Source organism: Cloacibacillus sp. An23 (genome assembly GCF_002159945.1).
GTDB lineage: Bacteria > Synergistota > Synergistia > Synergistales > Synergistaceae > Caccocola.
This window is the reverse complement of record NZ_NFJQ01000016.1, coordinates 25,558-47,596: the sequence shown is the minus strand read 5'-3', so window position 1 is coordinate 47,596 and position 22,039 is coordinate 25,558. Positions and strand designations below refer to the sequence as shown.

General features: G+C 43.6%; 19 protein-coding genes and 1 pseudogene. All 20 read left to right on the top strand.

Translation table 11 applies throughout. The features are described 5' to 3' along the window. Nucleotides 1-327: pseudogene (locus B5F39_RS13700) on the top strand (NAD-dependent epimerase); the annotation flags it as partial. Next, nucleotides 317-1,552 (top strand): glycosyltransferase family 4 protein, encoded by a 1,236-nt coding sequence (locus B5F39_RS13695; protein ID WP_087368659.1) that lies wholly within the window; start codon nucleotides 317-319, stop codon nucleotides 1,550-1,552. The pseudogene B5F39_RS13700 and the gene B5F39_RS13695, both read left to right, overlap by 11 nt. Next, the gene (locus tag B5F39_RS13690) at nucleotides 1,545-2,600 is read left to right on the top strand and encodes a polysaccharide biosynthesis protein (protein ID WP_087368658.1); all 1,056 of its coding nucleotides are present in this window, start codon (nucleotides 1,545-1,547) and stop codon (nucleotides 2,598-2,600) included. Before B5F39_RS13695 ends, B5F39_RS13690 begins: the two co-directional genes overlap by 8 nt. Nucleotides 2,601-2,630: 30 nt before the next feature. After that, entirely contained in the window at nucleotides 2,631-3,746 is a 1,116-nt protein-coding gene (locus B5F39_RS13685; protein WP_087368656.1) for a capsular polysaccharide biosynthesis protein CapF, read from the top strand. 76 nt (nucleotides 3,747-3,822) lie between these two features. Continuing rightward, complete coding sequence (gene wecB, locus B5F39_RS13680; protein WP_087368654.1) at nucleotides 3,823-4,962, top strand: UDP-N-acetylglucosamine 2-epimerase (non-hydrolyzing); 1,140 nt, start codon at nucleotides 3,823-3,825, stop codon at nucleotides 4,960-4,962. Nucleotides 4,963-4,964: 2 nt separating this feature from the next. After that, the gene (locus B5F39_RS13675) at nucleotides 4,965-6,110 is read left to right on the top strand and encodes an N-acetyl sugar amidotransferase (protein ID WP_087368652.1); all 1,146 of its coding nucleotides are present in this window, start codon (nucleotides 4,965-4,967) and stop codon (nucleotides 6,108-6,110) included. 5 nt (nucleotides 6,111-6,115) lie between these two features. After that, nucleotides 6,116-6,730, top strand: coding sequence for an imidazole glycerol phosphate synthase subunit HisH (gene hisH, locus B5F39_RS13670; protein WP_087368650.1), 615 nt, complete (start codon nucleotides 6,116-6,118; stop codon nucleotides 6,728-6,730). A gap of 1 nt (nucleotide 6,731) precedes the next feature. Next, the gene (locus tag B5F39_RS13665; RefSeq protein ID WP_087368648.1) at nucleotides 6,732-7,514 is read left to right on the top strand and encodes an AglZ/HisF2 family acetamidino modification protein; all 783 of its coding nucleotides are present in this window, start codon (nucleotides 6,732-6,734) and stop codon (nucleotides 7,512-7,514) included. 21 nt (nucleotides 7,515-7,535) lie between these two features. Then, entirely contained in the window at nucleotides 7,536-8,720 is a 1,185-nt protein-coding gene (locus tag B5F39_RS13660) for a CDP-glycerol glycerophosphotransferase family protein (RefSeq protein ID WP_087368646.1), read from the top strand. A 35-nt stretch (nucleotides 8,721-8,755) separates the two neighbouring features. Further along, complete coding sequence (locus tag B5F39_RS13655; RefSeq protein ID WP_087368645.1) at nucleotides 8,756-9,484, top strand: IspD/TarI family cytidylyltransferase; 729 nt, start codon at nucleotides 8,756-8,758, stop codon at nucleotides 9,482-9,484. A gap of 10 nt (nucleotides 9,485-9,494) precedes the next feature. Beyond that, nucleotides 9,495-10,589: an NAD-dependent epimerase/dehydratase family protein gene (locus B5F39_RS13650; protein WP_087368643.1), complete on the top strand. Its 1,095-nt coding sequence runs from the start codon at nucleotides 9,495-9,497 to the stop codon at nucleotides 10,587-10,589. 71 nt (nucleotides 10,590-10,660) lie between these two features. Then, nucleotides 10,661-11,827, top strand: coding sequence for a glycosyltransferase family 2 protein (locus tag B5F39_RS13645; protein ID WP_087368641.1), 1,167 nt, complete (start codon nucleotides 10,661-10,663; stop codon nucleotides 11,825-11,827). Nucleotides 11,828-11,870: 43 nt separating this feature from the next. After that, nucleotides 11,871-13,022 (top strand): polysaccharide pyruvyl transferase family protein, encoded by a 1,152-nt coding sequence (locus tag B5F39_RS13640; protein ID WP_158096076.1) that lies wholly within the window; start codon nucleotides 11,871-11,873, stop codon nucleotides 13,020-13,022. 1,263 nt (nucleotides 13,023-14,285) lie between these two features. Continuing rightward, nucleotides 14,286-14,975 carry an acyltransferase gene (locus tag B5F39_RS13630; protein ID WP_143330766.1) on the top strand — a complete coding sequence of 230 codons (690 nt, stop codon included), beginning with the start codon at nucleotides 14,286-14,288 and terminating at the stop codon, nucleotides 14,973-14,975. A gap of 58 nt (nucleotides 14,976-15,033) precedes the next feature. Next, on the top strand, nucleotides 15,034-16,809 hold the full coding sequence (locus tag B5F39_RS13625) for an HAD-IIIC family phosphatase (protein ID WP_087368634.1): 1,776 nt from the start codon (nucleotides 15,034-15,036) through the stop codon (nucleotides 16,807-16,809). Nucleotides 16,810-16,840: 31 nt separating this feature from the next. Continuing rightward, on the top strand, nucleotides 16,841-17,077 hold the full coding sequence (locus B5F39_RS13620; RefSeq protein WP_087368632.1) for an acyl carrier protein: 237 nt from the start codon (nucleotides 16,841-16,843) through the stop codon (nucleotides 17,075-17,077). A gap of 55 nt (nucleotides 17,078-17,132) precedes the next feature. Beyond that, a complete protein-coding gene (locus B5F39_RS14320; RefSeq protein WP_158096074.1) occupies nucleotides 17,133-18,026 on the top strand; it encodes a hypothetical protein in 894 nt (297 codons plus the stop codon). Next, nucleotides 18,023-19,204: a Coenzyme F420 hydrogenase/dehydrogenase, beta subunit C-terminal domain gene (locus B5F39_RS13615; RefSeq protein WP_255376034.1), complete on the top strand. Its 1,182-nt coding sequence runs from the start codon at nucleotides 18,023-18,025 to the stop codon at nucleotides 19,202-19,204. The genes B5F39_RS14320 and B5F39_RS13615 overlap by 4 nt, the downstream gene beginning before the upstream one ends. A gap of 136 nt (nucleotides 19,205-19,340) precedes the next feature. Further along, nucleotides 19,341-20,792: a polysaccharide biosynthesis protein gene (locus B5F39_RS13610; RefSeq protein WP_158096072.1), complete on the top strand. Its 1,452-nt coding sequence runs from the start codon at nucleotides 19,341-19,343 to the stop codon at nucleotides 20,790-20,792. Next, nucleotides 20,776-21,726 (top strand): aldo/keto reductase, encoded by a 951-nt coding sequence (locus B5F39_RS13605; RefSeq protein ID WP_087368627.1) that lies wholly within the window; start codon nucleotides 20,776-20,778, stop codon nucleotides 21,724-21,726. Before B5F39_RS13610 ends, B5F39_RS13605 begins: the two co-directional genes overlap by 17 nt. Nucleotides 21,727-22,039 lie beyond the last annotated feature (313 nt).

Here is a 22,039-nt window from a genome sequence, read left to right as displayed (position 1 = left end):
GATAACCGCCGCAGCATGATATACATAGACAACTTCTGCGAATGCGTGAGACAGATAATAGACGCTGCCAGAGGCGGCATATTCTTCCCTCAGAACGAGGAATACGTCTCGACGAAAGACGTGATAGTAAAAGCCAGAAAGCTGGCCGGACATCGGACGTGGATACTGCCATGCCCTCAGTTTATCATCAAACAGTTAAGCAAAAACGAGACATTCAACAAAGCGTTTGGCTCGAAAATATATGATAAAGCACTCTATGGTTATCGTAAATATAACATAGTAAGCTTTCATGACAGCTTGGCAAGGACTGGCGGATATGTCAAATAAAACGCACATACTCGTCATATCCCAATACTTTTATCCCGAGCAGTTCAGGATAAACGACATATGCTCCGAATGGGTCAGGCGCGGCTATGAAGTCACTGTCGTAACAGGTATGCCGAATTATCCGCAGGGAAAATTCTACGAAGGCTACGGATATTTCAAAAAACGCAGAGAAAACTATAACGGCGTGGAAATAATACGCCTTCCGATAATCCCTCGCGGTCACAGTTCCGTCATGATGGCGCTGAACTACCTGTCTTTTATAGTCTCAGGCTTTTTCTGGGCCAAGCTTACCTCATTAAAGGCGGATAAAGTCTTTACGTATGAGGTTTCTCCGATGACGCAGGCGCTCGTTGGAATATGGTACGCGAAGCGCAGGGATATACCTTCCGTGCTATATGTCACAGACCTTTGGCCAGAGAATGTGCAGTATGCCGGAGGCATCAACAACACGAAAATATTGAATCTGATCGGCAGTATGGTGGATTACATATACAGAAAGACAGGCTTGATACTGACGTCGTCGAAAAGCTTCATCTCCGCGATAAAAGCCCGCGGCGTCCCTAACCATAAGATAAAGTTCTGGCCGCAATATGCGGAGGATTTCTATATGCCGATAGAACAAAGCGTCAGCCTTTCGGATATTCCGAAAGACGGCCGTCTTAATCTGCTGTTTGCAGGAAATATAGGCAAATCGCAGGGGCTTGAAGTATTGCCTAAAGCAGCAAAAAGGCTAAAAGATAGAGGCATCTTAGTCAGATTCAACATCGTCGGAGACGGAAGATTTAAAGAAACGCTTATGCGCCTTGTGGACAGCATGGATGTGTCGGACTGCTTCAACTTCATAGACAGGCAGCCGGCGGCAAAGATACCGGAGTATATGAGTGTGTGCGACGTAACGCTCATAACCTTGGCTAAAAATGAAATATTCCGCATGACGCTTCCTGCCAAACTCCCGTCATGCCTTGCCTGCGGCGTCCCTGTAATCGTATGCGCCGACGGCGAAATACAGCAGGTCATTCAAGAATCGGATGCCGGCTTCTGCTGTGACGCCGGTGATTACGAGGCGCTTGCCGGCATTATAGAACAAGTCTCTAAAACGCCGGATGAAACATTGAAAGAATTAGGCAGAAACGCACGCAGATATTTCGAATCACACTTCGAAAAACAAAAACTGCTCAACCAGATAGACGTAATCTTCGCCAAGGCAGGTCATACAAATGTTTGAGAACAACATTCTCCTAATCACAGGCGGCACGGGATCCTTCGGACACGCAGTCTTGGACCGTTTCTTCGACACGGACGTGCGTGAAATCCGCATCTTCTCTCGCGACGAGAAGAAACAGGACGACATGCGCACCGAATACGGCAACAACCCGAAGATAAAGTTCTATATCGGCGACGTCAGGGACGTGAACAGCGTCAAAAACGCAATGCACGGCGTGGACTACATATTCCATGCGGCGGCATTAAAACAGGTGCCCTCGTGCGAATTCTTCCCGCTCGAAGCCGCCAAGACAAACATCATAGGCACGGACAACGTACTGTCCGCAGCGATAGAATACGGCGTAAAGAAAATAATCTGCCTATCTACAGACAAAGCCGCCTATCCAATCAACGCGATGGGTACGTCCAAAGCCATGATGGAAAAAGTGGTAATAGCCAAATCGCGTACCGTAGATCCTTCAAAGACTACGATTTGCTGCACGCGCTACGGCAACGTAATGGCCTCGCGCGGTTCGGTAATTCCGCGTTTCGTCGAGCAGATAAAAGCAGGCAAGCCGTTGACCATAACCGAACCCGCCATGACGCGCTTCATCATGAGCCTCGAAGAAGCCGTAGAGCTCGTCGTATTCGCTTTCGAACACGCGGAGAACGGGGACATCATGGTACAGAAAGCACCTGCCTGCACAATAGCGGTACTCGCCGAAGCAGTAAAAGAATTATTCAACTCGTTGGCCGAAACTAAAATCATCGGCATCCGCCACGGCGAAAAAATGTACGAGACGCTCCTCACCAAAGAAGAATGCGCCCACGCAGAAGACATGGGCAACTTCTTCCGCGTCCCCTGCGACAAACGCGACCTTAACTACGAAAAATACTTCGACAAAGGAACTCCGAAAGAGACAGCCATAAAAGAATTCAACTCCGACAACACCGAACTATTGGATGTAGAAGCCGTAAAGCAAAAGCTCCTCTCACTCAAATACATACAAGAAGAGCTCGCGTCTTGGGAAGAACATAAAAACAAGAGCAAAGATAAGGATAAGAACTAAAGAAAAAGGACAGAAAGGAGGAAGCATAAAATGAAAATCCTTGTAACCGGAGCCAAAGGCTTCATAGGCAGAAACCTAACAGAAGAACTCAAAAGACATGGACACGAGATACTATCCTACGACATAGACAATACCGAAAAACAGCTCGACGAATACGCTTCAAGCTGCGATTTCGTATATCATCTCGCCGGAGTAAACAGGCCGGAAAACCCCGAAGACTTCATGTCCGGCAACTTCGGCTTCACATCGACGTTACTCGACAGCCTGAAAAAACACGGGAACAAAGCTCCCGTAATGCTCTCCTCCTCCATACAGGCCGAGCTCGACAACCCATACGGCAGAAGCAAAAAAGCCGGAGAAGAACTCATATTCCAATACGGCAGAGACAACGATGTGAAAGTCTACGTCTACCGCTTCCCCAACGTCTTCGGCAAATGGTGCCGTCCGAACTACAACAGCGCCGTAGCCACCTTCTGCCACAACATAGCGAGAAATCTGCCCATACAGGTAAACGAGACAAACCCGACATTGACCTTGGTCTACATAGACGACCTTGTAAAAGAACTCCTAAACGCTCTTAACGGCGAAGCGAACACCTGTATGGAAGATAGCAAGTATTGTACCGTGCCAGAGCAGTATAAAGTCAAACTGCTCGACATAGTAAACATGCTCTACACCTTCAAAGAGAGCAGAAAAGACCTCTACATCCCCGACATGAGAGACCTGTTCTCGAAAAAGCTCTACGCTACATATCTCTCGTACCTGCCGGAAGACAAATTCAGCTACGAGCTCACCATGCACTGCGACGCCAGAGGCAGCTTCACAGAAATGCTCAAATCTAACGAAAGAGGCCAGGTCTCGGTCAACATATCAAAACCGGGCATAACCAAAGGCAACCACTGGCACAGTACGAAAAATGAGAAATTCATAGTAGTAAGCGGCAAAGCGAGAATATCGTTCAGAAAGATTGGTTCTGCCGAAGTCATATCCTACGACGTAAGCGGAGACAAAATAGAAGCCGTAGACATCCCGCCGGGCTACACCCACAGCATAACCAACACGGGAGAGACAGACCTCGTGACTGTAATGTGGGCGAACGAACCTTTTGATCCGAATAATCCCGACACCTACTACGAAGAAGTATAGAGAGTATCGGGTATAGGTTATAAAACAGAACATATAGCTATAGAGCAGAGTAAAGAGAATATAAGGATAGAAAAAGATGAACGATACAAGAAAATTAAAACTTATGACCATACTCGGAACGAGACCTGAAATTATCCGCCTCTCCGAAGTCATAAAGAAATGCGACAAATACTTCGACCACATACTGGTCCACACAGGACAGAACTGGGACTACACCCTCAACCAAATATTCTTTGAGGACTTAAATCTCCGTGCGCCCGACTACTACCTCGACTCGGTAGGACAGGACCTGGGAGAAACCATAGGCAACATAATCGCCAAGTCCTATAAACTCATGGCAGAAGTAAAGCCCGACGCGCTGCTCATACTCGGAGACACCAACTCCGCACTCTCGGCTATATCCGCAAAGAGACACAAGATACCGATCTTCCACATGGAAGCCGGCAACAGATGCTTTGACGAAAACCTGCCGGAAGAGATGAATAGAAGGATAGTAGACCACATAGCCGACGTGAACCTCTGCTACAGCGAACACGCCAGACGCTACCTCAACGCCGAAGGCAGGCCGAAAGAAAGGACATACGTCACGGGTTCGCCTATGGCCGAAGTCCTATCCGCGAACATAGACAAGATAAACAAAAGCAGAGTGCTGGAAGAACTCGGCATCAAGCCGAAGAAGTACATACTGCTCTCGGCGCACAGGGAAGAAAACATAGACATAGAGAAAAACTTCCTCTCGCTCATGAACGCGGTAAACGCGATGGCGGAAAAATACGACATGCCTGTAATCTACAGCACGCACCCTAGAAGCAAGAAGTTCATAGAACAGAGGAACTTCAAATTCCACAAAAACGTAAGAAGCATGAAGCCCTTCGGCTTCAGCGATTACAACCATCTTCAGATGAATGCCTACTGCGTAGTATCCGACAGCGGCACGCTGCCGGAAGAAGCTTCGTACTTCAGAAGCTTCCCCGCCGTGTGCATAAGGACCAGCACTGAAAGGCCGGAGGCCATAGATAAGGGGAACTTCATCATTGGCTCGATAACGGAAGAAAGCGTTCTGCAAGCCGTAGAGACCGCGGTGCAGATGCAGGAAAACCATGACTTAGGAACACAAGTGCCGGACTACACGGACGATAACGTATCTACGAAAGTCGTGAAGATCATTCAGAGCTATGCGAGCATTGTTGACAGGATGGTTTGGAGAAAAGCGTAAGCATGAGCAGTATCCAAAAGAGACCTTATCAGATATGCACTCGATGCGTCATGGACACCACGGACTCAAAGATAACCTTTGATGAGAACGGCGTCTGCGACCATTGCAGAAATTTTGATAAAAAGATAAAACCATACTGGCATCCGAATGAAAACCGCCTTGAGGAACTCGAAGCGATGGCTGCTAAAATTCGTGAAGCCGGAAAAGGACGTGATTACGACTGTCTGCTCGGCTTAAGCGGAGGCGCGGACAGCTCCTATATGGCCTACATCGCTAAGGAGGTTATGCGCCTTCGTCCGCTCGCGTTCGTCGTAGACACCGGCTGGAATCTGAATGTAGCCGTTGAAAATATCGAGAAGATAGTCAAAGGTCTGGATCTCGATATGTACACGGAAGTCGTCAACTGGAAAGAGATGAGCGACTTCCAATTGGCTATGTTCAAGTCGCAGATATCCTCGCAGGACGCTCCGCAGGATCATGCTATTTTCGCGGCATTGTACAATTATGCTGCAAAACACAAAATAAAATATATATTGACAGGCTCCAACAACTCAACCGAATTTATCCGTCCGCCGCTGGAATGGATCTATATGAACGACCTTACTTTGTATAAGGACATACATGAAAAATTCGGCAAGCGTAAACTTAAAACTTATCCGACGTGCGGAATATTGAAATACCGCATTCTATATAAATACGTATATGGTATGCAGCGTTTTTATCCTCTCGACTATGTTGTCTACGACAAAGCGAAGGCAGAGAAATTTCTGCATGAAAAATATGGCTGGACGAAATATGAGAACAAGCACTACGAAAATGTCTTTACCAGATTTTTCGAAGGTTATTATCTGCCAGCTAAATTTGGTTTCGATACGAGGAAGAACGTGTTTTCAACTCAAATTCTTGCTGGCACTATGACGCGCGACGAAGCGCTGGAGAAGCTCAAGACGAATCCATACGACAGAGACCAGATGGAGCAAGATAAGGAATATATAGCAAAGAAACTTGGAATTACTACAAAAGAGTTTGAAGAGATAATTGCCGGAGAAAACAAAACGCCGTTTGATTACAAAAACTCATTCTGGCTTATAAAGCTCGGCCTTTCCGTTTGCAAAATGCTTGGCATTGAAAGCAGGAACATGAGGTAAGAACGATGATAGCAATAATTGATTACGGCCTCGGCAACGTAGGATCCATCAGGAATATGTTAAAGGTGATAGGCGAGAAATCCGTCATCACCTGCGACAAAGAAGAGATCGCTTCGGCAGACAAGATAATTCTGCCGGGCGTCGGAGCATTTGACGCCGGGATGAAAAATCTGAATGAGCGAGGCTTGTGCGAGTTCTTGAAGAAAGAAGCTGCCACCGGTAAGCCGATGCTTGGTATCTGCCTCGGTATGCAGCTGCTTGGAAGAAAGAGTGAAGAAGGGAATCTCGACGGGCTCGGACTTATCCCGTTTGATAACGTGCGCTTTCGTTTCCATGCCGATACAGACCTCAAAATACCTCACATGGGCTGGGACGTTGTGACCTTCAAGCATGATTCTCCGCTGACTTATGGAATTGACGGTTCGAAACAAAGATACTACTTCGTCCACACATATCACGCGCTCTGCGACAATGAAGAAAACGTCCTTATGACATGCGATTACGGTTATGAATTTGCCGCTGCCGTCAGAAACACAAATGTTTACGGCGTGCAGTTCCACCCCGAAAAGAGCCATGACTTCGGTATGCGTCTGCTTGAGAATTTCGTAAAGAGGTGCTGACATGTATAACCGTCCTCGTATAATTCCTGTTCTGCTGATTGACGACAGAGACCTCATAAAGACGAAGCAGTTCGGCTCTCCCACATATCTCGGAGATCCTGTCAACGCCGTGAAGATATTCAACCGCAAGGGGATAGACGAAATGGCTATCCTCGACATATCGGCGACGAAGCTGGGCAAAGAGCCGGACTGGGAGCTTCTCGATGATATAGCGAGCGAGGCATTTATGCCGCTCAGCTACGGCGGAGGCATTACTACGGTTGAACAAGTTAAGCGGCTTCTTGCCACAGGGTATGAAAAAGTCGTGATTAATACTTCGTTCGTCAGAAAACTGGAACTCGTGACGGAGGCGGTAAATCTCGCCGGAGGCCAGAGTGTGGTTGTATCGATAGACGCTAAAAAAGTCGATGGACGATACAAATGCGTCATATCAGACGGACAAGAGGTTATCGACAGCACTCCTGTTGAACTGGCGCAGAAAGCTGAAGCAATGGGCGCCGGAGAAATATTCCTCAATTCCGTAGATAGAGACGGCATGATGGATGGATATGACTTGGATTTGGTCAAAAGCGTTGCGGACGCTGTAAACATTCCTGTCACGGCATGCGGCGGTGCCGCTGGCATAAATGACTTAGAGCGCGTACTGCACGAAGGCAAGGCACATGCAGCTGCCGCAGGAAGTATGTTCGTGTTCTACGGGCGGTTGAAGGCTGTGCTGATTACGGCTCCGACGGAGCAAGAACTGATTCGCAATGGAATATATATTGACCAAGCAATTAAATAAATTCAACAATGAGGAATTAAAATGCTTAGTGAACTCATAAGATATTATAAAAAAATAGCCTTGCGGGTAGCTTTATCACCTATAAAGCTGTTTCCGCAAAAGCAAAATCGTGTGTTTTTGCACAATGACTTGGCATACAACTATTCGGAAAATCCCAAATGTGTCGCAGAGTATCTTATAAAAAATTATAGTGGACAATTTGATATTGTCGTATCTGTAAAATATCCAGAAAAATACGAGTACCTTTCTCAGAAAGGAATCACAGTTGTTGGTTTTAATTCGTTGCGCTATTTTTTCTACGCTTTGACATCCAAAGTCTTTCTAACTAACAGTGGAGGATATTCATATCTTCCGCTTAGAAAAGGTACGTGTGTAATCAATACACATCATGGCGGCGGAGCATATAAAAAAATGGGCAGGTATATGTACACCGATACATGGCTGTTCAGACATGACCTATTGCTCTCTGCCAAGCAAACGACGGTGTTTTTATCGACATGTAAACGCTTCACAGAAATTGCTGTGGACTCTTTGCTGATGCCTAAAAATATATTTTGGGAAATTGGCATGCCTCGCAATGATATGCTGATCAATAGGGATGAAAAACAATATCATGCTATACGTAAAAAACTAGGACTAAAAGACGATGAGCATTTAGTTCTATATGCGCCGACATATAGGAAACCTGATGATAACTATTTTAAGGAATCTATAGCTATTTCTTACGGTATTGACTGTGAACGTGTATGCAATGCTTTAAGTAATAGATTTGGAGGAAAGTGGAAGTTTGGCTTTAGACTGCATCCGTGTGTAGTCAATAGATGTGAGTTGCCGCAGGGAGACATATTAAACCTCTCAGATTATGAAGAAATGCAGGAACTGCTTTTAGCTGCCGACGTGATGATCAACGATTTTTCATCATCTATGTGGGACTATATGCTCACTGGCAGGCCAAGCTTCTTATTTGCGATTGATCTTGATCACTATGTTCGAACGACTGAGGTTTATACTCCTGTTTCTGAATGGCCTTTCCCTAAAGCAACGACCAATGACGAATTGGAAAAGAACATATTAGAGTTTGATGAAAAATCATACAAAGCTGCATGTGCCAAACATTATAAAGATTTAGGTGGTTGCGAGACAGGCAAGGCGACACAGCTAGTTTGTGAGTATATATATAAAATTTGTTTCGGTGATAAAAGATAGTACCATCAAATAAAGTTGTGGAGATATAACACCAAATGAACATCGCCCTAATCTTCGCCGGAGGCACCGGCGTCAGAATGAACAGCGTGGCCAAGCCCAAACAGTTCTTGGAGCTGCACGGGAAAGCCATCATCATATATACGCTTGAAATATTCGAACGGCATCCGGACATAGACGCCATCGCTGTCGTTTGTCTTGGAGGCTGGGAGGACTATCTTGCCGGTCTTATAGAGAAAGCCGGTATTAAAAAAGTTCGGTGGATTGTAAAAGGCGGAGCCAGCGGGCAGATGTCCATATACAACGGGCTATCCGCTATATACGGAGATGCGTCCGTGCCGCGCGACAGCATAGTGTTGATACACGACGGCGTGCGTCCTTTAGTAACGGAACAGCTTATCACTGACAATATAGAGTCCGTGAAAAAGCACGGTTCTGCCGTTACCGTTACGCCCGCCATAGAAACCGTTATCAACATCGACCCCAATAACGAAGCTGTCGTTGACGTGCTTGACAGAAATGTCTGTCGGCTTGCCAAGGCTCCGCAGAGTTTTGTCCTCTCCGACATCATGGCCGCGCATAAGCAGGCGCTGCATGACGGACGGAGGGATTTCATAGATTCGGCTACGTTGATGAAACACTACGGGCACTCTATACACACGGTCGCCGGGGCAGTAGAAAACATAAAAATAACGACTCCTTTGGACTTCTACATATTCAGGGCGATCATGGACATAAAAGAAAACGCTCAAATCATGGGACTATAGGTGATGACAAATGGATAAAGCCATACTTGAAAGCTCTAACCCCATTTTACAGGAAGATTTAGAGAACATCGTTGAAAGAAGCATGCCTGCTCTGGAACAAATGAACGGCAGCACAGTTCTCGTCACAGGCGCGACAGGGCTGATCGGCTCCCTTGCTGTGCAGGCATTGGCCTGCGCTAACAGAGTTAAAAAGACTAACATCAATATATTAGCTTTTGTGCGCGACGAAGCAAAAGCAGAACATGTACTCGGACACATCATACATAGACCGGATGTTAAGCTGATCATTGGCAACGTCAATGAAAAAATAACAATCGGGCAAAAGGTAGACTTTATAATCCACGGTGCCAACCCGACCGACTCCAAATATTTTGTGACACATCCTGTTGAAACGATAAAGACGATACTTACAGGTACGGAGAGCATTTTAGAGCTTGCTCTTCAGAAAAAAATCAAAAGCATGGTCTATCTGTCGTCCATGGAAGTCTACGGTCAATTTCCAAACGAAGTAAAAAACGTAACGGAAGACAAGTTGGGATACATAGACATATTGGACATTCGCTCCAGTTACTCGGAAGGCAAACGTATGGCCGAGTGTATGTGCGCTTCGTATGCTGCGGAGTACGGAGTGCATGTTAAAATCGCAAGGATAAGCAGGATAATCGGCCCTGGAATTGTTGATAAAAACGACAACAGGATACTGACGCAATTTGCCAGATGTGTAGCGGAGCATCGCGATATCGTTCTGCACTCTACAGGCGAAACACTTCTTAATTACTGCTATACGGCGGATGCGCTGGCTGCCATTTTTACTCTGATGGTAAAAGGTAAGGATGGCGAGGCATACAACGTGACAAATGACAAGGATGTGTTATCTGTAAAAGAACTGGCTGAGACGCTCGCAGGAAAATATTCCGATTCAGGTATAAAAGTTATATACGACATACCGGATGATGCAAGTAAGTATGGATATAACAAAATTAGCACTCATATATTGAGTAACAATAAAGTAGAAGCGCTTGACTATATATTTGAAATTAACTTGGCGAATACATTTAAACGGTTAATTGAGAGTTTTGAACTAGGTGCTTCATTTCATAGATAGGCGCGTAAAAATGTTGAAATCTGATGTATAAATATTTGTTGAAACTTGCTTATCAGTTACGAGATACCTAAATGCTTTTGATGTGTGTTGAAATTAAAAATGTTATTAAGAAAGTGGGGGCTATAAAAATGGAGGATTTGGTATACAAAATTCCAACTATATCTATTATTATCCCAGTATTTAACATAGAATATTATCTTGATAGATGCATAAAGAGCGTTCAAAAACAGACATATCAAGATATAGAGATCATCTTAATTGACGACTGTAGTACAGATCAGAGTCCTACCATCTGTGATAAATTGGCTTCTAATGATAGAAGAATCAAGGTCGTCCACCATCAAACGAACAAAGGTGTTTCTGCGGCCAGAAATACAGGTATCAAACTTGCAACCGGTGAATGGATAATGTTTGTAGATGGAGACGATTGGATAGATCCAGATGCAGTTGAGCAGCTTTATCAACGCATTCAAGAATATTGTGACGTTGTTGTTGCCACATATACTTGGGAACGTGAAGGCGAGAGTAAGCAGGCTTCTCCTGTGGGATTTGAGGAACATATATATAAAAGCACTGACCGGAAAAAATATTTATTAGGTTTGTGTCTTGTTAGGCCTGTCGAAATACCAGAGACTTTTCCCGAAGATATGTTAAAATGTCCAACATTTGGAGGTCCTATCTCTAAATTATATAGAAAATCTTTTTTAATTAAAAATCGCATTATTTTCCCCACGAATATAAAATTTGGGGAGGATCGAGTTTTTAATTTAGAGGTAATGTATTATGCAAGGTCTGTTCAATTTTTTAATAAATCAATATACCATTATTACATAAGAACTGGATCTGCTCTTAATAGTGAGTTATCTATTTGCTTTGACAAACGCAGTGCTCATATAAAAGCAATATATTTATTTATGCATAAATATTCATTAACGCAATGTTTATCTATTTATTATAACTACTGTTGTTTTATAAATATAAGAGAAACAATACAATACATTTGTATGTCTTTAAATTCAATTCACACTTATTTTTTAGCATGGGGAGAAATAAAACATATCTTAAATTCGTCAATTTATAGAGGTGCAATTAATAATCTGCAAATTAAAAATATTCAAGCAATACGTGATAAGGTTATTCTGTCATTTTTGAAGATGAGATGGACCTTTGCGATTTTATTCATTTGTTGGACTTATTATACTGTTTATAATAATCGAAACAGACTAACAATTGTTTAGTAGTGTTATGGAATTTGTTATAAGGTTGGGAGGCAAAGTTGTTATGAATAATAAGAGGATCGGTATATTAACACATTATTATGGCTCTAACAATTATGGAGGTATACTGCAGGCGTATGCTCTTTGTCGCAAACTTAATTTAATGGGGTATTCAGCAGAACAAATCTGTTATCCGCTTCATGAACCAATGTCATTGCAGGAATTATCAAAACGATTAAATAGGAATATGTCATTAGAGAAAATACTTACTATAGTTCCAAGAAAAATACTATATATAACGAATAATTATAAAAATAGCAATATTTTATTGGACAGATATAAATCATTTAGTGAATTTCGGGAAAAGAGTATTCCTCATAGCAAAGAACTATATCTAGATTCGACTATAGCAAATTGTGTTGATGACTATGATATTTTTATTACAGGAAGCGATCAAGTATGGAACCCTATCTGGTTTAGAAAAGGCTTTTTTCTTGATTTTGTACCGAAAAAGAAAAAAAAGATTGCATACGCAGCCAGTATTGGCCAATCTACTCTTACTAATGAACAACGGACATTGATGAAACACAAACTTGCGGATTTTTATGCTATATCCGTACGAGAAAAGTCGTCAGTAAAGTTGCTTTCGGAAATTACTAGTTGCAAAATAGAGTGGGTGCTTGACCCGACCATGCTACTTCCGATGCCGGAGTGGGATGCCGTTTGTAGCGAGCAATTGGTGGCAGGTCCTTATATATTGTGTTATTTTCTTGGGAATGCCCTGTTAGGACGTAAAATGGCTGAACAATTCGCCATGCAGCATAAACTAAGCGTGGTAAATATTCCTATGTTAGGCAAATATAATAAACTAGACGGTTTTGGAGATATAAAATTATGTAATGCATCGCCGAATGATTTTATTTCTCTTATTAAATATGCAGATTGTATATTTACAGATAGTTTTCATGCCTGTGTATTTTCAATATTATATAGAAAACAATTCTATGCGTTTAATCGAGATGATGGTAGAAGCATGATTTCTAGAATAGAATCCATATTAGAAATAATCCACGGTGAAAAACGTTTAATAGAAGATAGCAATCTCTGTGGCATCGCTCAAATAAATGATATTGCTCCAATAGATTATACCGGTAATAGAGAAAAGCTAATGCTTATGCGGCAAAAGTCAGAAAGTTTTTTAATTGATAATTTATAAGATATATGGATTTAAAATAAGATGTCTACTATTGGATTGTATATTTCTATGTTTATAATATGTAGCGTCACGTTGCGATATGTTGGGATTTTATACAAACGTACAATATGTCAATGTACTGCAAAGCATATATGTATCTCAAATGACATTACTTTTAAATACTTAATGGTTGGAATGTTTTGTCTTTCGCCTTTGATTTTTTTATATGGCTTTCGCTATGGTATTGGAACAGATTATTATGCATATGAGGATATCTATTATCAGTTACATAATCTTCATTTTTTTGAGTATATAAAAAAGCATTTATCTGGAGAAATTTATCTGGAAATTGGTTACTATTTCTTAAATAAAATTGCCTATAATTATACTGCTCTACAAATAATTATAGCCATATTAATTTATTGTGTTATAGTTATATCAATTATTCGGAGTCAAGTTCATTGGGGAATGGCCATCTTAATCTATTTATGTGAGCATTTTGCCTATTCTATGAATGGGATCCGTTTTGTAATAGCATTGTCATTCATTTTATTAGGATATACATATTTAATTGATAATAAAACTCTTAGATATCTTATATTTATACTAATAGCAATGTGTTTTCATAAATCAGCTTTAATATCAATCATTTTTGTTGGATTACGGGAATTTAATTCTAAGCTATTGAATAAAATAAGAGACTGGATGTTAGTTTTGAGTATTATATGTTTTCCTTTGATAGTGCCAGTATTGTATAATCTTACTAAAAAGGTTTTAATTTTTGAGCGTTATTGTAGCATAGACATGTATGCATTTCATATACCGTCGTTAATTTCTTTTAAATGGCTATTGCATATACTTCCTGTTATTTTGCCATTAGTCATTGTGTGTAATAGAAATTTAATTAATAATGTGAAAAGTGTCATTATAATGCGGATTTTTTTATTGGAAATTCCTTTTAGGATGTTCGGATTTTATAATATATGGTATGGAAGACTGGCTAGGATCCCCCAATTAATTGAAATAATAATGATACCAATGATTTTATCAAATATAAAAGAACATCAAGTAAGATATATTTTGACTATATATTATTTTTGTTGGTATATATTCTACTTTATTTATCAAACATATTTTATAGGCAATAGTGAAGTGATCCCATATCAAAGCATTTTTACAAGATATCTTAGATAATAAATTAAAATATAATATCGAAGAGTTTGTACATTAAACTTGATTTTTTATTTAAATCTGAAAAATAAAATATCATATGGAGTGAATATAATGTTTAGATTAGTTTATCATATACATATATTAAAGAATATGAATTTTTTTAAGTTTATATTCTATAACTTCTTCTGTAATAAAGTGAAACGCCACGGAAAGGGTTGTATATTGCCTATGCGGGGCGCAGTCATCTCTTTGGGCGAAAGTTCTCAGATTGAACTTTACGATAATCATTTCCTCGTCAACACTAACAAGCCTTCCGGTTCCAGGACGGAGGCCTACGTTATAATGCGTTCCGGAGCACGCCTTGTTGTGCGCGGCACGACATCGCTGAACTACGGAGCCACGATAGAAATCCACGAGAACGCCATTGTAGAAATCGGCGGTGCATATATCAACACAGGCGCAGTCATCCTGGCCGCAAAGCATATCAATATCGGACAAGGCGTTCTTATTTCCCGCCATGTCTTCATATACGACAGCGACCATCATCCTATTTACAACGAAAAAGGCGAAATAGCCAATCCAGCGCGAGACGTTGTGATCGGAGATCACGTCTGGATCGGGCTAAAGTGTATAGTGCTGCGCGGCAGCAATATCGGCGAAGGGGCTATGGTGGCTGCGGGCTCCGTCGTCGGCGGAAAAATAAAGCCCGGCGTTCTGGCGCAGGGCAACCCGGCGCGAGGATATTCTTCCGTCATTTGGTCGGCGTCGCCTAAGCAGGATGCAGAAACTGCTGAAAAGTAGTTTGAGCGACTGTACTCGTTGATGTTCCACACCATTTTATACAAGGGCGTGATTTTTCATGGACGGTATGCAAATAAGTAAAATATTAAAGGAAGCAAGGAAGTTTGCGAAAACTGCTCTGGCCTGCGAAAAGTATGACATAAAAATCGCCGTGCTCGGCTCGTGCTCGATACAGTACTTTGTGCTGCTTTTGAGATATTATCTCTTTCAAAACGGGATAACAGCCGATATTTACGAAGGCGAGTACAACGGAATCGCCATGGACGTGCTGGACGCCGGCTCCGGGCTTTACTCGTTTGCGCCGGACGCAGTGATCATTCTGCCTGATTACCGTGACATCAAAGCCTACCCAAAGCTATTATGCGATGAAGACGCGAGCCAACTCTGCGCCGGTTTTATAGACGGCTATAAGAAAATGTGGGCAGCGCTGACAAATCGCCTTCCTGGGATAACGGTGCTCCAAGGCAACTTCGTCCTGCCGCTCGAATCTCCGTTAGGGAATTTAGAGGCTAATTATAAATTCTCACGCCGTAGCTTTATCCGGCGGATAAACGGCGAGTTGCTGAACGTCAGGCCCGCTAACGTCATCTTGGTCGATATGGAATATCTGGCGTCGGCCATAGGCAAGAGGACGTGGTTCGACAATTCGCAGTACTTCCTTACGAAAATGCCATGCAGCCTCGAATGTCTCTGGGATTTGACGGAACTGTTCGCGAAGCAGATACTGGCGTTAAAAGGCAAGGTTAGAAAATGTCTTGTGCTCGACTTGGACAACACCCTGTGGGGCGGCGTCGTAAGCGAAGAGGGCTGCGATGGGATCAATCTTGACCCGAACAACGCAGTCGGCGAAAGCTACCTCGCATTTCAGCAATATGTGCTGCCGTTGAAGGAAAGAGGCGTGATCCTCGCCGTGTGCAGTAAAAACGACGAAGAAGTCGCCAAAGAACCTTTCATGAAGAACAGATACATGAAGCTGAAGTTGACTGACATCGCCTGCTTCGTCGCCAACTGGGAAGACAAGGCGTCGAATATCAAGCGCATAGCCAAAGAACTGAATATAGGCCTGGACAGTATGGTTTTCTTCGACGATAACCCTGCAGAGCGCGAAGTGGTAAGACAATTTCTCCCGATGGTGGAAGTTATAGAAGCCCCGGAAGACCCGTCGGATTACGTAACGGCGCTTGACGAGGCTATGGCCTTTGAATGGACTCAGCTTACCAAAGAAGACATCGCACGGAATCAGTCATATATTGCCGAAACCCAGCGCAGGGAAATGGCCGGCAGCTTTGTAGACTACGGCGACTACCTGAAAGCTCTCGATATGCGCGCAAGAATCGGCATTGTCTTGGACAATCAGATCGCGCGTTTTTCGCAGCTCATCAATAAGTCAAATCAGTTCAACCTTAGGACGCAGAGATACTCGGAACAGACAATAGCGGAGTATATGAAATCGGACGACGCAAAATGTATATCTGCGGAACTTAGAGACAAATTTTCCGACTACGGGCTTATCTCCTGCGTCATCCTGCGCAGGGCCGGAACGGTCTGTTTTATAGACACGTGGGTAATGAGCTGCCGAGTTCTCAAGCGCGGGCTGGAGTACATGATGTTTGAGCATATCCTCTCGGCCGCGCGTGAATGGGACTGCCGCGCCGTCGTGGGCGAATATATCCCGACCGCAAAAAACGGCATGGTAAAAGACCTCTACGAAACGCTTGGGTTTGTCCCAGCAGAATCAGTCGAAGAGATACATAAAACTACGGACGACAGCGCGCTGTACAGTTTCGATACAGCCGCGGAACCGTCGAAAAAATACTATATATCGGCAGAATAAACAAAAAATACATAAAGAACGGAGAATAAAAATGAATATAAGAGAAGAATTACAGGAAATATTCAGGGATTTGTTCGACGACGAGACGATAGTCCTCTTCGACGAGATGACCGCCGACGACATCGAGGACTGGGATTCGCTGTCGAACATCAGCCTTATCAACGATATTGAGGCGCATTTCAAAATAAGATTCACGACGGAAGAAATCATGTCGTGCAAAAACGTCGGCGCGTTCATCCGCCTTATTGAGGACAAAGCGGATAAATAATAAGGTGCGTCCCTTTAGTGATATTGGTGTGCTCACTGTGAGTATATGCTGTACTTTGGCGCGAAATCTGCGGCTTTACAGAAACGCCGCAGCGGGGGCGCGGAAATATGTCGGCGATATACCGGACGGGCTGGAGTATTACGTTCTCGGCTCCACAACCGCGTCGTGTGCCTATGACTTCCAGGCAGTTGGGGGCAACGGGTTCAACGGCGCCGTCGCGCCGCAGACAGTAAGTTATGATTATAGGCTGCTGGAGCAGTATCATACGAAAATGAAGAAGGGCGGTACTGTTATATGGTCGCCTTGCGTTTTTTCTCTGTGTGTTCCTGAATATGAAAAAACAAGGATGCATCTGAGATACTGTTATGTATTTGAAAAGGCAAATATATACAGAGCAAACGGACTGACTGAAATACTTGCCGCTGTATACCCAATAATTTGTTTGGCGGCATTGCCTGTACGGCGTTATGCTTTTCCGATAGCCAGAAGGATAAAACATAAGTTATTGGGGAACGGAAAGTCAGTACCCATGGATGCGGCGTCTCGCCTGGCGGCAAGCGCCGAAGGCAGCTGCCGCGGGTGGGAAAAAGAATTTATGCTTAACGAGATGCACATTTCGGCTCTTTCGGATATGAAGCGGCGTATGGAATACTGCTTGTCTTACCTTCGTAAAATAAAAAAATTATGCGAGGAAAATCAACTGAATTTTGTCATCGTGATACCGCCTGTAAGCCGCGCCATGCTTGCCCGCCTGTGCCGCGACGACTTGGAGCGGTTTCTGCTGCGGCCGATTGAGGAGTCGGGCGAGAGTTTTAGGATATGGAACTACTTCGACGACAAGTTTTTCTCGGACGACAAGTTCTTCGACACGGCTATCTGCATGAACGATACCGGAAGGCGGCTGTTTACCAAAGAAGTAATAAAAAGAATCGGAGCGGAGATTTTATGATTGAACTGGCGAGCGTTACTGACTGTACCGGGTGCAAAGCGTGCGGAGACGCGTGTCCTGTGAACGCGGTTAAATTTCAAACGGATGCAAAAGGTTTCTGGCATCCGGTCATTGATCATTCGGCGTGCATCAAATGCGGCAGATGCCGCAAAACTTGCGTCGTGCTGAAAGATAGCCAGTCCGACATACAGAAAACTACGCCAGTAGTATATTCCGCATACAGTAAGGAATTTGCTGTGAGGGAAAAAAGCACGTCGGGCGGGATGTTTTACGAACTGTCCGCCCATGTGATCAGTCATGGCGGCGTGGTCTGCGGCTGCCGGTTCAGCGACGATTACCGCGCGGCTTACCACACTTTTGCGGAGAATATGGACGAGCTTGAGCCTCTGCTGAGTTCCAAATATTTCCAGAGCGACACCGGCGGCGTTTACAGGCGAGTACGAGGCTTTCTTCAGGACGGGCGTAAAGTGTTGTTCTGCGGCGCTCCCTGCCAGTCCGCGGCTTTGCAGCGGTATCTCCCTGCAAATCTGCTGGAAAATTTGATAACGGTGGATTTTATCTGTCTCGGTATAAATTCCCCAAAGGGTTATCTAAAATTCGTCGACGAACTGGAAGATCGGTACGGGGCAAAGGCGCGCAAAGTCCGATTCAAGGATAAAAGCAGAGGATGGCAGAACCTCGGAACGAAAGTATGGTTTGAAAACGGCAAAGAATATTACGGCAACCGCTACACCGACGCATGGGTAAACAGTTACGTCGTCGGGAAATTCATGATAAGGCGTTCATGCGCCGTATGCCGCTTCAAGGGCTTGCCGCGGGTGAGCGACATAACGATAGGCGACTTCTGGGGCGGCGACTACACGTGCGACGAGCGCAAAAACGGCGTGTCGCTGGTTCTGCTGAACTCGCCCAAAGGAGAAGAACTTTTCCGCGCGGTACAACCAAAGCTCGTTATAAATAAAACAACGCTTGAAACAATAGGAGCGGGCAATCCGATGATGGAAAGCAGCGTCAAGCTGAACGGAGAACTTCAGGATGCGTTTTTTAAGAGGCTTGAGAATGAGAAATTCAGTGAAGTAGCCTGGTCGCTTCTGCACAGGCCTGTATGGAAACGATATGCGAGATGGTACGCAGATTTGTTGAAAGATATGGTGAGGCGCGCGGTACGCGGCAAATAATGCGAATATGGCTCTTTTATAACGGTGGTATTTAATGCAGAAATCTATGAGAGTCCTCCATAACATCTTTTGGGGAGTTGTAAACAGGTTCTGCCATATGCTCTGCCCTTTTATCATAAGGACTGTCATCCTGTATATGATGGGTACTCTGTATGTCGGGCTGGACGGGCTTTTCCTGTCTATCCTCGGCCTGCTGAGCTTGGCGGAGCTTGGATTCGGCTCCGCACTGACTTATTCAATGTACAGACCGCTCGCCGAAGGCGACGGCCAAATGGTGTGCGCTTTGCTGCGTTTTTACAAAAAATGTTACCGTATTATCGGCTGCGTGATATTGGCTATAGGGCTTGCGCTGCTTCCGTTCATAAAATATCTCATACGCGGCGAATACCCCGCCGACGTTAATATATATATACTTTATCTGGCGTATCTTTCAAACAGCGCAGCGAGCTATTTCCTGTACGCCTACAAAAATTCGCTTTTAACGGCGATGCAGCGTTACGATATAGTGAATAACATAAACTCCATCGTATATATCATACAGTCGGCGCTTCAGATTGCCATACTGCTGGCCTTCCGTAATTACTACGGTTACGTTGTCTTGATGCCTATATTTACGGCTATAACGAATCTGGCGACGGAACGTTACTCGTCGAAACACTACCCGCAATATCAGTGCAGAGGAATACTGCCGGCTTCCGTTCAGCAAGATATCATGACCAACGTAAAGGGGATAATCTTTCAGAAAATCGGCGGAGTCGTCTTAACCTCCGTTGACAGCATCGTGATTTCGATGTTCTTAGGATTGAATATATTGGCAATATATAATAATTACTATTATATTATACTGGCTTTGTTCAGCGTTTCTGGGACTCTTATGCAGTCTATGATTCCGACAGTAGGGAATTCATGCGTCGTGGAATCCAAAGATAAAAACTTTGGAGATTTCAAGAAATTCAATTTCATGTATATGTATATAGCGGCATGGGGAAGCTCATTTTTGCTTTGTCTTTATCAGCCGTTTATGAAGCTGTGGGTCGGCGAAGAGCTCATGCTCACTTTCCCGTATGTCGTGATGTTTACAGTTTATTTTTTCATATATAAATGGATGGATATGCTGCATGTCTATACTCAGGCTACGGGCATATGGTGGCAGACAAGATATATTCCGCTTATCGCAGCGGCGGTCAATCTTACATTTAATATTATTCTTGTAAAAATAATTGGGCTGCCAGGGGTTATCATATCGACGATAATAAGCATATTATTTATATATAATCTCGGATATTTGATTGCCATGTTGAAACTTTATTTTAACAAGGTAAATCTGCTGCCAAGGATGATATTACGCCAGATGTATTATTTATCCGTCGTCGTGATAAGTTCCGGGCTAACATATTATATTGCGGCTCTGTTCGGCGGAGAAGGGGTAATAGGGGTTATCTGGCGCGTTGTTGTGTGCTTGACTGTCCCTAATATCGTGATGCCTTTGTTGTTTTGCAGGCTTGCCGAGTTTAATGCGGCAAAATGGTTTTGTGCCGCTGTCTTGAAGAATTTTATCGGGAGGAAGACTAATGTCACGAGAAGTTAAGCCGGTTGCTTTGTCAAACGGCGTACAGCTGCCGTCGATAGGATACGGCACAGGCGTCATACGTAAATATTCACGTAACAAACTCCTATTTGCTAAAAGCAACGTTCACGCCGCGTTGAGCTCTCTGAAGCATGGAAGACTGAATAAGCAGTTAAGGATGGATGTTTTCGCCGAAAGCATAATCAGAGATGCGTATTACGCTGGTTTCAGGTTGTTTGATTCAGGCAGAATATACGGATATTCCGAAAAGATGATTGGCGACAGCCTGCGTGAGATAGACAGGAAATCGTTTTGCCTGGTTACAAAGATATCGGACATGGACCTAGAACGGGAATGCAGCCCAAATACTGTGCGTGAGAATCTTGCTGTTTCTCTGGAATATTTGCGCACTGATTATGTCGATGCGTATCTGCTGCACTGGCCGCACGGCGACTGGATAAACATATATCTTAATATGGAAAAGGAGTATAGAGCCGGGCGTACAAAGTCGCTGGGCGTTTGTAATTTTACGGAAGCGCATTTTGAACAGTTATTTGCTAAATGCAGTGTCATTCCACACATTTGCCAGACGGAGCTGCATCCGTTCAACTCTAAACCACGGCTGCGTGAGTTTTGCCGTAAACATGGTATTACACTGATGGCGCACACGCCGACGGCCAGGATGTGTGACAAAGCAAGAAATTGCAGGACTCTGACTACGCTCGCAGAAAAATATAATAAAACAGCAGCGCAGATTATTATAAGATGGCATATGCAGAATGGCGTTATCCCCATCGTCGCGAGCGTATCACGAGCACATATGACAGAAAATATAAATTGCAGTGATTTTATGCTTTCGCGAGACGATATGGAGCAAATAGAGCTGCTGAATGAAAATTACGTAATGTTGAAATCCGATGGGATAGACGATCCTAATTACGCATATAATCTCTAGCCCATAATTTGCTTAACATAAAAATCCTGAAATATAGATATTACGATTATCAAAGAGGATCCCATAATGAACAAACGACTCATCGACCAATGGCTCTCTTCTCACGGCATAACGCTTGAACAAGGCTTTGTACCGGCTCTGAAAGATTACGCCCGGGCCTATAAAAAAAGACCGGTCTCGGTATGCTTAAGATATATGCGCTGTTAGGATGTTCAAAGCAACAGCTATCATACTGGCAGATAAATCCCTACTCAACAAGCACAATATATAACAAGACAAAAATTCTTGTTATACAAAGAGCACAGAAACTCTT